The organism is Dyadobacter sp. HNCC25DJ187 (assembly GCF_056895255.1).
Genome location: NZ_JBXHAT010000001.1, coordinates 2343917 through 2356787 on the forward strand (window position 1 = coordinate 2343917; position 12871 = coordinate 2356787).

General features: G+C 40.6%; 13 protein-coding genes. 8 read left to right on the forward strand and 5 right to left on the reverse strand.

Going from position 1 to position 12871, the window contains the following annotated elements:
- The first annotated feature begins 313 nt into the window (after positions 1 to 313).
- The 6 genes from AC1XUE_RS09775 to AC1XUE_RS09800 all read left to right on the forward strand — a co-directional run bounded on the left by AC1XUE_RS09775 (position 314) and on the right by AC1XUE_RS09800 (position 6197).
- On the forward strand, positions 314 to 763 hold the full coding sequence (locus AC1XUE_RS09775; RefSeq protein ID WP_483355745.1) for a DUF1003 domain-containing protein: 450 nt from the start codon (positions 314 to 316) through the stop codon (positions 761 to 763).
- A gap of 24 nt (positions 764 to 787) precedes the next feature.
- Positions 788 to 1129 (forward strand): avidin-fold protein, encoded by a 342-nt coding sequence (locus AC1XUE_RS09780; protein ID WP_483355746.1) that lies wholly within the window; start codon positions 788 to 790, stop codon positions 1127 to 1129.
- 35 nt (positions 1130 to 1164) lie between these two features.
- Positions 1165 to 1698 (forward strand): YceI family protein, encoded by a 534-nt coding sequence (locus AC1XUE_RS09785; RefSeq protein ID WP_483355747.1) that lies wholly within the window; start codon positions 1165 to 1167, stop codon positions 1696 to 1698.
- Positions 1699 to 1854: 156 nt separating this feature from the next.
- Entirely contained in the window at positions 1855 to 4131 is a 2277-nt protein-coding gene (locus AC1XUE_RS09790; RefSeq protein WP_483355748.1) for a TonB-dependent receptor, read from the forward strand.
- A 31-nt stretch (positions 4132 to 4162) separates the two neighbouring features.
- Complete coding sequence (locus tag AC1XUE_RS09795; protein WP_483355749.1) at positions 4163 to 5548, forward strand: HmuY family protein; 1386 nt, start codon at positions 4163 to 4165, stop codon at positions 5546 to 5548.
- A gap of 61 nt (positions 5549 to 5609) precedes the next feature.
- Positions 5610 to 6197, forward strand: coding sequence for an HmuY family protein (locus tag AC1XUE_RS09800; protein WP_483355750.1), 588 nt, complete (start codon positions 5610 to 5612; stop codon positions 6195 to 6197).
- Positions 6198 to 6317: 120 nt separating this feature from the next.
- Here the strand turns inward: AC1XUE_RS09800 and AC1XUE_RS09805 are convergent, their stop codons facing one another.
- From AC1XUE_RS09805 to AC1XUE_RS09825, 5 genes are all read right to left on the reverse strand, one after another.
- Positions 6318 to 6908, reverse strand: coding sequence for a GNAT family N-acetyltransferase (locus tag AC1XUE_RS09805; protein WP_483355751.1), 591 nt, complete (start codon positions 6906 to 6908; stop codon positions 6318 to 6320).
- Between the two features lie 144 nt (positions 6909 to 7052).
- Positions 7053 to 7964: a bestrophin family protein gene (locus AC1XUE_RS09810; protein WP_483355752.1), complete on the reverse strand. Its 912-nt coding sequence runs from the start codon at positions 7962 to 7964 to the stop codon at positions 7053 to 7055.
- Positions 7965 to 8018: 54 nt separating this feature from the next.
- The gene (locus tag AC1XUE_RS09815; protein WP_483355753.1) at positions 8019 to 8468 is read right to left on the reverse strand and encodes a hypothetical protein; all 450 of its coding nucleotides are present in this window, start codon (positions 8466 to 8468) and stop codon (positions 8019 to 8021) included.
- Between the two features lie 152 nt (positions 8469 to 8620).
- A complete protein-coding gene (locus AC1XUE_RS09820; RefSeq protein ID WP_483355754.1) occupies positions 8621 to 9988 on the reverse strand; it encodes a HAMP domain-containing sensor histidine kinase in 1368 nt (455 codons plus the stop codon).
- Positions 9972 to 10667 carry a response regulator transcription factor gene (locus tag AC1XUE_RS09825; protein ID WP_483355755.1) on the reverse strand — a complete coding sequence of 232 codons (696 nt, stop codon included), beginning with the start codon at positions 10665 to 10667 and terminating at the stop codon, positions 9972 to 9974. Before AC1XUE_RS09825 ends, AC1XUE_RS09820 begins: the two co-directional genes overlap by 17 nt.
- Before the next feature lie 426 nt (positions 10668 to 11093).
- Here AC1XUE_RS09825 and AC1XUE_RS09830 point away from each other — a divergent pair, with 426 nt between their 5' ends.
- Entirely contained in the window at positions 11094 to 11516 is a 423-nt protein-coding gene (locus AC1XUE_RS09830) for a hypothetical protein (protein ID WP_483355756.1), read from the forward strand.
- Between the two features lie 179 nt (positions 11517 to 11695).
- Positions 11696 to 12847: an efflux RND transporter periplasmic adaptor subunit gene (locus AC1XUE_RS09835; protein WP_483355757.1), complete on the forward strand. Its 1152-nt coding sequence runs from the start codon at positions 11696 to 11698 to the stop codon at positions 12845 to 12847.
- The last annotated feature ends 24 nt before the right edge of the window (positions 12848 to 12871 follow it).

Sequence of the window (12871 nt, forward strand, 5' to 3'; positions counted from 1 at the left end):
CAACATAATTTTAATAGTTAATGTAAAATTATGTACTCTAAGTTTATAGACTATCTATTTTATAAATATTACAAGATCGGGGTTTTAGGTACCAGCTGACATCGTATAGGCAACTATTTTCAATCAGCTATGAATTCTTCATGATATTTAGGATATCGTGATGCATCGTCAAACATATTTGTAAATTGAACATCCAAACAGAAAACATGGATACCGGTAAACAAGAGTTTAGGATATACTCGAAGCACAAAATGTCCAGATCAAGAAACTACATGACATTGTACTTCAATCAATCAAAGATCAGGATCTGTTGATGAGCAACTTACTACACCCTCCTGCCGAAAAATCTACAGTCGGGCAAAGAATCTCAGATCAAGTGGCAAAGTTTGGAGGTAGCTGGACATTTATCATCACTTTTTCTATTATACTTATTGCCTGGATTGCCTACAATTCGATCGTTCCGGCATCAGCACAATTCGATCCGTTCCCTTTTATTCTGATGAATCTGGTTCTGTCATCTGTTGCAGCACTCCAGGCTCCGATCATCATGATGAGTCAAAACAGACAAGAAGAAAAAGACAGACTTGATGCCGAAAATGATTACATGGTGAATTTGAAAGCGGAATTAGAGGTACGAAGCCTGCACCAGAAAGTGGACCTACTGCTGGAAGAGCAGATCAAGACTTTATTTGAAATTCAGGGAAAGCAGCTGGAAATGCTTAGACAACTGGATGAAAAGATCGAATCTTTATTAAACAGATAGTATACTTAAAAACAAACACTTCAGATGAAAATCAATTATAACAACAAAGTTTTCAATCCGATATCCAATTCAGAGAATGGTGAAGTAGATTTGACCATGCAATTTGTATACAAACAAACCGGCAACATCGTCACTTCCTCCTATGCAGGCGGACGTATCGTATCCGGACACCTGATTGCCCTCGTGGATGAAAATGGTGGGCTGGATATGCGCTATCACCAAATTAATTCTAATGGCGAAATAATGTCGGGAATATGTAAGTCAATACCTGAAATTCTTCCGAATGGCAAAATCCGGCTCTATGAAAAGTGGAAATGGACAAGCGGAGATCTTTCTGAAGGGGAATCTGTTTTGGAAGAACAATAATTCGTAAGTACTTTAATTTATCTATATCTCATTTTATGATGAAGCATCTTCTTTATCTGGGCATCGTATACACTCTCAGCATCCTAACTACTACTGCCCAAACAAGCCGCATCATTTCAGGCTCTACTAATTTCAGTGTAAAATTTGTACTTGGCACTTGCGACGGTACATTTGACGCACCGAAAGGATCAGTGATTTTTGATGAGAACAATCCCACCAAAGCTTCATTTAACGTAACCATTGCTACGGCATCATTCAATACCGGAAACAACACCCGTGATAAAGACATGAAGGGAGAGAAGTACTTCCATGTATCCAAATACCCTGAGATCCTGTTTAAATCCTCCAAAGTGGAAAAGTCCGGAAATGCTTACCGTGCAACAGGAACATTAACGATTCGGGACGTCAGCAAAACAGTTACGCTTCCGTTTGAGGCAAAAAAAATCCCAAACGGCGGATACGCTCTGAGCAGTCAGTTCGATGTCAACCGTCTGGACTATCATATCGGCACAAAAGACTGGAAACTCAAAGATAATGTGACAGTCAAATTACGTGCTGAAATCCGATAGTTAGCAGGCTCTTAGTTTGCGTAAAAGAGTTTTTCACCCCGATTTTAATCAGCATTCGATCCAGGCATAAATAATTCCAGGACCATTACTTTGTAATTAGTCTAAATACTATTTTATTTGTAAACTTATAATTGGTCTAAATTGTAATTAACACCCATGAAATACCTTTTTCTGTTGGCAATTTGCTGTACATGCATTCATGATGTCTCTCATGCTCAAACCAATAAGATAATTATCACAGGAAAAGTAGTAACCAAGGATGGGAAACCAGTAGAAGGAGTAAATGTAGTTTTGCATCCATCGGAAGTAGGTCAGGCTACCCGAAAAGATGGTAACTACACGATCAAGGCCCGCGAAGGTTCTTATAAACTCGTAGTTACAAGTGTGGGTAACGATAAAATAGAAAGAGCAATACATGTCAAGAGCGGTGAAACGCACACTGAGGAGGATATCATTCTCCATGAAACGCCGACCATGCTGCAGGACTTTGTCGTTACAGGACAATTTGAAGCCCAGTCGCTAAAAAAATCCGTGTATCAGGTAAGGACGATTGACAGTGAACGTATAAGGCTGCGCGGTGCTGCCAATGTACAGACTGTATTGAATACCGAATTAGGCATGCGCTTCACCAATGACATGGCAACAGGCACCACCGATATCGAGCTGATGGGCATGACCGGGCAGAATGTCAAAATCCTACTGGATGGAATCCCGATGGTAGACCGTGGAGGGACACGTGAAAGCCTGGGACAAATAGATATTAATACAGTAGAAAGAATTGAAATTGTAGAAGGTCCGATGTCCGTCATTTACGGCACGGATGCTCTGGCAGGTGTAATCAACATCATCTCTAAAAAAGGTGTACATACCAACAACCTGATGATTACTGCACGGATACAAGAAGAAACAGTAGGTAAAGAATATAACGCATTCACAAAGAACGGATCACATAACCAAAACATCGGTGCTACCTGGCAAAAGAAAGGGCTTCAGCTGTCAGGTAATTTCACAAGAAATGATTTTGGTGGCTGGCAGGGAAAATCATCGGGACGAGACAAGGCCTGGATGCCTAAAAATCAAAGTCTGTATACCGCTTCAATCGGATACAATGCCAGCAAGTGGAATGCCTGGTACCGCTTCAATGGCACGGATGAGACTATCAAATTTTTAGGACCGGTTAACAGTAACAAGGCAGGTGATACCGACTATATATCCAAACGTTGGTTTCACCAGGCGCAGGCCGAGCTGAAACTGACTGAAAAACTAAATTTTAACGCAGCGTTGTCGTATACAGATTACAGTAGAAGAACCTTAAATACACAAATAGACTTTGATACCGGCAAACGCACACTTGCACTGGGTGCATCACAGGACAAATCCATATTTACAACAACGTTTTTCAGAGGCACCACGCAGTACAGAATTTCATCCAAAATAGCATTGCTTGCAGGAGTTGATGTAACCAATAACAATAGTTCAGGAGACCGGATACTGGGTTCACCTACGATCAATGAATATGCATTATTTCTGGCACCGGAGATACAGTTTATACCTGCCGTTAAACTAAGCCCCGGACTACGCTTTCTCAAGAATTCGGTTTATGATGCACCTCCTGTAATCCCATCGCTGAATGGAAAGTTTATCTTGACCAAAAGGCTTGATCTGCGATTTGGTTATGCGCGTGGATTTCGTTCCCCCGCTTTGCGTGAGCTATATTTCAAGTTTAAAGATGCTTCCCACGACATTGTTGGCAATCCAAATCTCAAAGCAGAATACTCCAACAGCTTTAATGCTTCACTGGCTCTGCAACTGGCTGAACAGACTGACCTAAGACTGACTTCCACACTGGGCGCGCTGTATAATGTTTTTCATGATCAAATTACAACCGGAACAACTCCGGGAGATGCATCAGTATCCACCTATTTCAACCTTAATTTATTTAAAGTCAAAGGATTAACACTTGAAAACAAAGTATACTGGAAGAACATGACGGCAACGCTGGGAGGATCTTACCTGGGAAGATACAACCGGCTTTCGGAATCTCCTGTGGAGCTGGGAGCATTGCCAGAGTTTACATGGTCTTCTGAAATCAATACAAACATTTTATATACACTCCCAAAACTACGGGGAACAATTAACCTCTTTTACAAATACACCGGTAAGCGTCCGAGTTATCAGACGATTACATCAGCAAATAATGAGATTGTGGCAAGGTTGGCAGAAATGGATGCCTACCATATGGCAGATCTGACCATTACCAAAACGGTTTCAAAGTATGTCAATCTGATTGGTGGCGCAAAAAACCTTTTCAACATCACTGACATCATGAGTACTGCCCAGGGAATTGGCGCGCACGATCCGGGTAACTCAGTACCTACCTCCTATGGCAGGTCTTACTTTATCGGGCTTAATATTCAGTGGACAAAACATTAGTTAATACCCTTTTTAAACAAATAAAACAATTATGAACAAATTATCTAAATACCTGTTAATCATTGCATTATTATTTTCCTTCAACGCTTGCAAAGACGACGAACCACCATTGCCGGATAATGTAGCAGGTTTTGAAAGTAAGGAACTTGGCTTTGATAACACAAAGAACGAAGTGGAGATAAAAGTCACACTAAGCCGTGCAGAAAGCGCAGCGACAGCCATTAAAGTGGACTTAACTCCTTCAAAACTAGCTTATGGAACAGATTTCACTACTGAACCCGCAGCAACAGCCAACAGTATCAGTGTGAGCATACCTGCCGGACAGACATCGACGACCATCAAAGTTAAAAAAGCAACCGGCATCACACTCAACGGTGATGAAAATATCGGATTAAAAATATCTTCTGTTGGTTCTCCTGCCATTGCCGGAACAAATTCAGATCTGAAACTATCCTTCTCTGCCATCACCTCTACAGGTGCCAACGTAACATTGAATGGAAAGGTCGGAGAAGTGACATATGCCAACTCGGTTTACTTCGATCTGAGTGGGAGCAATCAAACCGGCGTTGACCGCAAAAGCTGGAATTTAGGATTTTATAGTGGTGCAGATTTCAGGGTAATATTGAATCCGGCATACCAGTCCACCGCGAAAGCAACATCTAAGACAGACATCACAGCAGTGACCCTGGCAGATTCAGCAGGTATTGCACTCAATCACAACGTGGAAGACCCAACGACTGTATCGCTTGCTGATGACTGGACTGGAGATATTACCAAAACCGCTATTGCTGAAGTCTCGGCGACGGAAGCTGAAAACAAAGTATATGTGTATTCCTTCGAGGGAAATAAGTCTGCAGACAAATGGTTTAAAGTAAAAATTACACGCAACGGAACGGGATACAAAGTACAATATGCACGTCTTGGTTCTACCACGATCAAAACACTTGACATAGCTAAAAACGCTGATTTCAATTTCATATTCGCATCTCTTGAAACAGACAAGGTCGTTTCTGTAGAGCCCCGGGCAAAGAGCTGGGATATCTCATGGAGCTATAGCACTTATAATTCCGGATTGAATACCCCCTACTGGGTACAGGATTATGTCGCCATCAACAAGCTTGGTGGAGTTTCAGGTGCTCAGATTATGACAACGTCTGTCACCTATGCAGACTTCAAAGAAGCCAACATCGCAGCCGTTACATGGTCTACTGCCGCCGATGTAATCGGAACGAAATGGCGTGCAGCAGCTGCTCCGGGTAGTACAACACCAGCAGGTGTACGTGCAGATCGTTTTTATGTGATTAAAGATGCGGCGGGCAATGTTTACAAACTCCAGTTCCTAAGCTACACCAATACGGATGGAGGAGAAAGAGGTAAGCCAACCTTGAAATATGAGCTAGTAAAAAAAGGAGCATAATCTACTGAAAGACCGGAAAGGAGATCAATACTTTTTTCTGGTCTTTTCCATAACATCAAACATGATGATACATATATTGCTTGGCTCAATGCTTTCGCTGATGGAGCCCATGAACACAAACATCAATTCGACACCACGCATCAACAGCATGATATCAACTTCAAAGTCTGAAATAGTCGTTATAAAAGACCTGGATGCGAATACAAAACCTTTCATCTACTTCAATTTGAATACAGGGAAGGAAGCATCTGCTGACGATGCAAAAACTACAAAATGGGATCTGGCTTTCAGTAAAACCACCATTGTGGTCAACGGTGGAACAAGCGGCCCGGGCAGGGGTGCTGCTATTGTACTCGGAAAACCTTTTGATCAGGTAAATGAAGCTCCGCAGGAAGGTTATAAAACAGACGGAGAAAATGGAAATGCGATCCCTGGCGGGAGTGGGAACTCCTGGTATAAATATGATATGAGTGTTCACGCTATTTTGCCAATAGTTGGCAGAACCATTGTTGTCAAGACGGCCGAGGGAAAATTCGCTAAAGTGGAAATCCTCAGCTATTACAAAGGAGCTCCGGAAGATGTCCCAACGGAAGAATCAAGCTACTTTACATTCCGTTATAGTCTGGCTGACGAAAGTGGTAAGTTCTAAGAAAATAACCACAAAGACCTCTTACCAAAATGGGTTTTTGTGGTTATAGCTCTTTTTCATTCGTTCCGCAGCTATATCAAATCGCCTGGCCCAACCCGAAGTGGCTATATGGCCGACTTATTAAAACCCTCGGATGATCAGAGCTATGAAAAGAAAGATACCAATCAGACTAAGGATGACGAAAAGTATTCCTTTTAAAGTAATTCTGATTTTATTTACATAAGTGAATTTATACTTCACCTCATCAATATCTTCAATCAATTCAGTATTAAGCATACCCGCTTTCTCGAGAACACGTATGGACGCGTAATTTTCAACGTTAACAAACGCGATCACCTTCCGAATACCCAGTACATCTTTTGAGAAATGAATCAAACCTTTTGCTATTTCTGTAGCAATACCCTTCCCCCAGTACTCTTCTCTAATTCTGTAACCAATCTCAATTTCTGATCCTATCTGATCCAGCTTTGCTGCTCCTATAACCTCACCATTTTTTCTGTCCTTAATAAAATATCTCCCCAGGATCTCGTCAGATTCGTTGTCCTCCAGAATGCCTCTGAACATCTCGTCAGATTCATATCTACTAAGCGCATACCCGGTGACAAACTTCATTACATTCTGATTACAGCTGATACTATGGTAAAGGGATTGATCTCCATCAACCATTTTAACCAACACAAACCGCTTTGTATGTAAAAGATTCGAGCTCATGTAAAACAAGTTACATGCAGTTTTAGAAAAATGAAAAACTAATCACCAATTTTTGCAATCTGGCCACTTTTAAAAATATCGGCATAAAGAAAGGGCAAGCCAAACAGCCTGCCCTTTGCATGACACTTTTACTTCAACGCTAATTTATAAAATATAAAAACGTGATGGAGCCATAGCGGTTGGCATATCGTGTTTTTCACGCATCATTTGTTTAAGATCTCTTTCAATATTTCTTGAAATAGATAGTACCGGCGTATCGGTTGGCTTATTTTCAAATGGATCCTGAAGATGAATTGCCATCTTTTCAATCAAAAAGAAACATGCGGTAATTACAACCAAAACGGGTACCATGAGGAAACCGAATAATTCCACAAGACCGAATGGCAGTAACAAAATAAAGAAATGGAGCGCCAGATGAATGTAGAGACTATACGTTGACGGAAATACAGTATTTTTAATTCGCTCACACTTACCCATGTGATCACACAGACGTGTAAGTGTACTGTCAATTTCAACCTGTTGGTATGGATTAACCCAGCCTTGTTTCAACGCATTATTAAGGTCTCTGGCATGTAGTTGCAGTAAGCCTATATGTTTGTTATCAAATTCATCTACAAATTCTGCTTCTTCGGCGGACACAAATTTACGAACCAGTGGCATAGGATCATTTTTACGTAATCCTTTTCCCAAAGCATAACACCAGGCAATTTGCCTCTTGATCATCCGATGTTTGAATGGTTTAATTCCCTCATGATCGTAAGGATCCTCCACCAGGAAAAGTATCTGTCTCGCCAACGTACGCGAGTCATTCACAATAGCGCCCCATACTATACGCGCTTCCCACCAGCGGTCATAAGCCTGGTTGCTACGGAAAGCCAGCAACAGAGATATGATTGTCCCCAAGACCGTATGAATAGTCATTGGAATGGATATACTGGTGATATGGAAATTCTGATAGATGATTTCAATAGCAATTCCATATATCGCTACAAACAGTATCTCATATTTGATTTTCCCAAATATATAACCGATCGGAATATTCTTTTTTAACAACATAGTGTAAAATCTTTAAGTGTAATCCGAAACAGTGCAGCAGACCAGAATAAATTGTTATCCGGCATCCGACATCACTGTTTCCCTTATTGTATCGGTATTAATCAGATGCATGCCACACTTTTTGATGACTGGCATAGCCTCAATGCTGCTTTTGCTTAGCTTGGGTACACCATAGCTTTCCGAATACGCAATCGTTTCCGCATCATTGTAATCCAGGAAGTTTTTGAAACCCGCCAGTTTGCTCCCATAGAAAAACTCTGTCTTAATGCTTACCAAATGAGGATATACACTTTTCAGAATCTGAAGTTGCTTATCGAACTCATCAGATACAAACTCATATTCTTTCTTTCTGTAATTCGAAAAAAGCAAATCCTGGATATCGTCTGCTACATGGAACAAGTGAGTAAAAACAAACCTGATATCTGTTTTATCATTTCTGAGGATTGTTTCCGCTACCTGGATGGACTCATTACTAAAATCACTCGGAATTACTATAGTCTTCATAACCCTACTGTTTTGATTGACAATGCATTTGCATCAATAAATTGACAATACAATGTTACAACCAAGATATTAGCACTGGCTAAAAGAAAGATTATAATACAATAAGTGATTTCTTAGAATGAAATAAGAAAATTAAAATGAGATAAGAAATATCAGCGAATTATCGGTAGATAGGTTATAAAATGAGTTCCTACTCCTACAGTACTGTCCACGTAAATGCTGCCCTGATGCATTTTTATGATATTATTTGTGAGCGGCAGTCCTATACCGTATCCTTTATAGCGATTTGTATTGGATGCACGAAAGAAAGGAACAAAAATCTGAGCTATTTCCCTGTCCGGAATCCCAATTCCCTGATCGATCACTTCTACAACCACATGAGGTCCCTGGTTTCTGATAATGACTGATACCGGCTTATTGTCGGAATACTTACAACTGTTGAGTACAATGTTGGTAAATGCAGCTTTCAACAAGGCTTCATTCCCATTCACCTCCAGTTTACTTTCATCGTCTGGCAGATCGTCAAAATTAATCGTGACATCGTTAGTCGGCATGATTTGATCGATACTACTTTTTACTGAAAATATGAGCTCGTCAATCCGTACTTTTTCCCATTGTTCCCTTTTTCCGTCAAAACCAGTCTGCGCCAGGTTCAACATGCTGTTGGTCAGGTGCTCCAGCTTTTCTACTTCTTTAAAGATGACCTGAAAAGATTCACGGGCTTCGGACGACAACTGAGGTAATGACAAACCTATTTGTGCTTCTCCACTGATAATGGTAAGTGGCGTTCGAAACTCATGACTTGCATTACTAACAAAATTATGCTGCATATCAAAGGTAATCTCCAACCGATCCAGCATGTCATTGAAAGTTTTGGAAAGGTCATCCATTTCATCTTTCGGTTCGTCAACGGTAAGTCGTTGATTAAGATTATGGGCGTTAATGCCTTTCACATTTCGAATGATCCGCCGTATAGGTTCAAAGACCTGATGTGAAAATAATTTACCAAAGGTATATACGAAGATCATGGCTATAAAAAACCCGGTAACCATCAGATTTTGAAGGTTTTCCAGCTCCTCCAATCCGTATAAATCAACTGCCTTTGAGATGATAATGATATTTTTCCCTTCAAGTGTGATGTTCAGCCCTACATAGGATGTATCCTTATCGAAATAACGTGCCGGCTCCTTTCTTACAATCTGATCATAAAATGACGGGGGCACCGGCAGACTTGACTTGAGCGAGTTAACCTTCTCTATCTCACCGGTGCGAATAATTGTGTGATGCTCATACGGAAGATCTCCGAGATGCTTTTCCTTTATATCGTAGTAGATAGATGTCTGAGACTTGTTTTCGTGCAGGGATGCATGCCCCACAATATCAGCGCGTACTTCGAGACGATGAAAAAAGCTGTTCTCAACACCTTTTCTGGAAAATGTATATACAAATATGCTCAGAGCAATAATGATTCCTGCTGTGAGAAAGGTAAATATCAGGGCTATCCTATTTTGGATCTTCATAGGTTTGCCGCATTACATAGCCCATTCCAAAGACAGTATGAATTAGTTTCACAGCATGTTTTTTATCAATTTTTTTCCTCAGATAATTGATGTAAACATCTACGACATTGGTACCCAGATTGAAGTTAATATCCCATACATTTTCCAGAATTTCCATCCGGTTAAGTACCTTGTTCTGATTCATCAACAGAAACTCGAGCAGTCTGAACTCAGTGGCAGTCAATTCGATAGCCTGTCCTGCCCTGGTTACTGTTTTAGTGACTGTATCCATGATCAGATCTCCAATTCGCAGTCCACTTACCGTCTTCTCTTTTTCTGTTTCCTTATTACGTCGTGTCAGTGTACGTATCCTCGCTTCCAGTTCTGCCAGCTTGAATGGCTTGGTCATATAATCGTCAGCTCCGGCATCCAGACCGGAAACAATATTCTCAGTGGTCCCAAGCGCCGTCAACATCAAGATAGGAGTACTGATGTTAGCACTTCTAACTTTACGGCAGACCTCCATTCCATTGATCAAAGGAATCATCAGGTCAAGGATAATCATATCAAAATCATGTTGCAGGCACATCTGCAAACCGGACTGACCGTCCATAGCCACAGTAATTTCATTTCCTGGTGACAGGCTTCTTTGTATGAGTGAAATTACACTGGGCTCGTCCTCTATAATTAATAACTTCATTGGTGCAATAAGGGTAGTTGGCATCGCTTTATAGGTATCAATAACTTGCATTTATATTAAAAAATTTCTTGAATTATAAAATATCCGTGTCTCGATGTTCTTCAGAAGAATATACTTATTACTTCTCATCCTGTTTAAATAACTCAAAAACCTTTTAAAATCAAAATTACAATGAAGTTTACGTTAACATTTCACGCCCGATGACTCAATTTTATGCTGTTTTTTATACATAGGAGAATCCGGGATCATTGCAACCGTGCCTCACTTAACAGTTATTAACATTCTTAAAAATTTGCAATCTTCATTTGAATTATTATATTTGACATATAGCAGGCATTTATCAAATTTCCGCTCCAATAATTCCAATCATTCTTGAATTCATTATAAAAGTATGAATTTTTTAATGTACTGATACCAATCAGCATCATGACAAAAAGAACTTTTGTATTGTTTTTATTCCTGGTACATACCGTGGTCTTATCGCTGTTCTCAGGACAGTCAAGGGCATCGTACAAGCCAGATGGTCTTACAGCCAGGTTCATTTCCTACATGCCGGCGAACCAGGAAGTATTGGAAGATTTCGAGATCTGTGAGGAGGAAGAATTGATAGATGCACCTATTATCCAAGCGGACGAATGTGAATGGAAAGAGAATCTGACGGATTTACTTCGACACAGACACTCTTCCTACAGATTTTCCCTTTTTGAGTCTGCTCCTTCAGCCTTTATAGACTTTCTTCCCAATCACAAGGGACTTGCTAAAGTCCATAAACCACTATTTTCTGTATACCTGAGCAGAAATATTCTGCCCGACTATTACAGCTTTCTCCACCGTCTCTGCCCATTCTAAGGCCAACTTCACTTTTCTGATTTGAGTATTACTATGTATCGTCATGCATACATTGTAACCGTTTGTATACATGCCACTTACCTCAACTGGCATTCGTTTTTTAACGTCTTGATACATAACGGTCTGCTCTCCCCTATTCGATATTACCAAGAAAATATTATCAATATTACCAACTCATCATGAAAAATTACATTTGGCCGGTATTGCTTTTAGCCAGCGCATTCGTTACAGGTTGCGCTACGCAAAGTAAGGATACATCAGATAGCAGCGACAGCATCAGGACGATTCCTGTGACTGAGCTTAAAACGCAAAGCACGAAGCTCCATAGAGAATATGTGGGTGATATTCACGCAGTGAAAAATGTTGAGATTTACGCCCGTGTAAAAGGTTACCTCGAAGAGGTATATGTTGATGAAGGCAAGGAAGTAAGAAAAGGTCAGGTTCTTTTCAGAATTAACAATGAAGAATACGAAGCTAACCTTGCCAAAGCAAAAGCAACACTGCAAAGTGCCGTGGCTGAAGCTAAAGGAGCTGAGTTGGAATTGAAGAGGGTGAAATTGCTTGTAGAAAAGAATGTCATCTCCAAAACCGAAGTCGAAGTAGCAGAAGCAAAACTTGCAGCTGTCAACGCTAAAATTGAAGAGGCACGCTCAGAAAAAGCAAATGCAGCTCTTCAGCTGGCCCAAACGCAGATCCGCGCTCCTTTTGATGGAATTATCGACCGTATTCCTTCCAAAACCGGAAGTCTGATTAATGAAGGAACGCTACTGACAACGCTTTCCGATACGAAGCATGTTTTTGCCTATTTCAATGTATCCGAGAACGAATATCTGGAATATGTGAAAGCCAGGGGAAAATCAGAAAGTCAGCATTCATTGGTAGAACTTGAGTTAGCTGATGGTTCCTATTTTAAACATAAAGGAACTATCGAAACCATGGAAGGCGCATTTGATGAAGGTACAGGCTCTATAGCTTTTCGTGCACGTTTCTCAAATCCTGACAAATTATTGAAACATGGCTCTACAGGTACAGTACGCCTAACCAATTCAGTGGATAATGCTATCCTTATTCCTCAGAAAGCTGCATTTGAAATACAGGATAAGAGCTTTGTATACGTAGTTCAGGAGGATAATAAAATCAAAACACGCGTATTTACTCCGCAGTCACGTCTGGGTGATTATTATATAGTGAAGTCAGGATTGGAACCTGGTGAAAAGATTGTCTATGAAGGATTGCAGGGCTTAAAGGATGGTGCTACCATCAATCCTAAAGCCATTTCACTCGACAGTCTTAAAGCTCCAGCAGGAAAGGTAGAACTATCTGCCCGCTAAGCTCTTTTCGTTCCACCTGAATAA

Excerpts from the sequence above, each read along its gene's own strand:
- AC1XUE_RS09775 (WP_483355745.1), top strand. The coding sequence starts at position 314 with ATGAGCAACTTACTACACCCTCCTGCCGAAAAATCTACAGTCGGGCAA.
- AC1XUE_RS09780 (WP_483355746.1), top strand. The coding sequence starts at position 788 with ATGAAAATCAATTATAACAACAAAGTTTTCAATCCGATATCCAATTCA.
- AC1XUE_RS09785 (WP_483355747.1), top strand. The coding sequence starts at position 1,165 with ATGATGAAGCATCTTCTTTATCTGGGCATCGTATACACTCTCAGCATC.
- AC1XUE_RS09790 (WP_483355748.1), top strand. The coding sequence starts at position 1,855 with ATGAAATACCTTTTTCTGTTGGCAATTTGCTGTACATGCATTCATGAT.
- AC1XUE_RS09795 (WP_483355749.1), top strand. The coding sequence starts at position 4,163 with ATGAACAAATTATCTAAATACCTGTTAATCATTGCATTATTATTTTCC.
- AC1XUE_RS09800 (WP_483355750.1), top strand. The coding sequence starts at position 5,610 with ATGATGATACATATATTGCTTGGCTCAATGCTTTCGCTGATGGAGCCC.
- AC1XUE_RS09805 (WP_483355751.1), bottom strand. The coding sequence starts at position 6,908 with ATGAGCTCGAATCTTTTACATACAAAGCGGTTTGTGTTGGTTAAAATG.
- AC1XUE_RS09810 (WP_483355752.1), bottom strand. The coding sequence starts at position 7,964 with ATGTTGTTAAAAAAGAATATTCCGATCGGTTATATATTTGGGAAAATC.
- AC1XUE_RS09815 (WP_483355753.1), bottom strand. The coding sequence starts at position 8,468 with ATGAAGACTATAGTAATTCCGAGTGATTTTAGTAATGAGTCCATCCAG.
- AC1XUE_RS09820 (WP_483355754.1), bottom strand. The coding sequence starts at position 9,988 with ATGAAGATCCAAAATAGGATAGCCCTGATATTTACCTTTCTCACAGCA.
- AC1XUE_RS09825 (WP_483355755.1), bottom strand. The coding sequence starts at position 10,667 with ATGAAGTTATTAATTATAGAGGACGAGCCCAGTGTAATTTCACTCATA.
- AC1XUE_RS09830 (WP_483355756.1), top strand. The coding sequence starts at position 11,094 with ATGACAAAAAGAACTTTTGTATTGTTTTTATTCCTGGTACATACCGTG.
- AC1XUE_RS09835 (WP_483355757.1), top strand. The coding sequence starts at position 11,696 with ATGAAAAATTACATTTGGCCGGTATTGCTTTTAGCCAGCGCATTCGTT.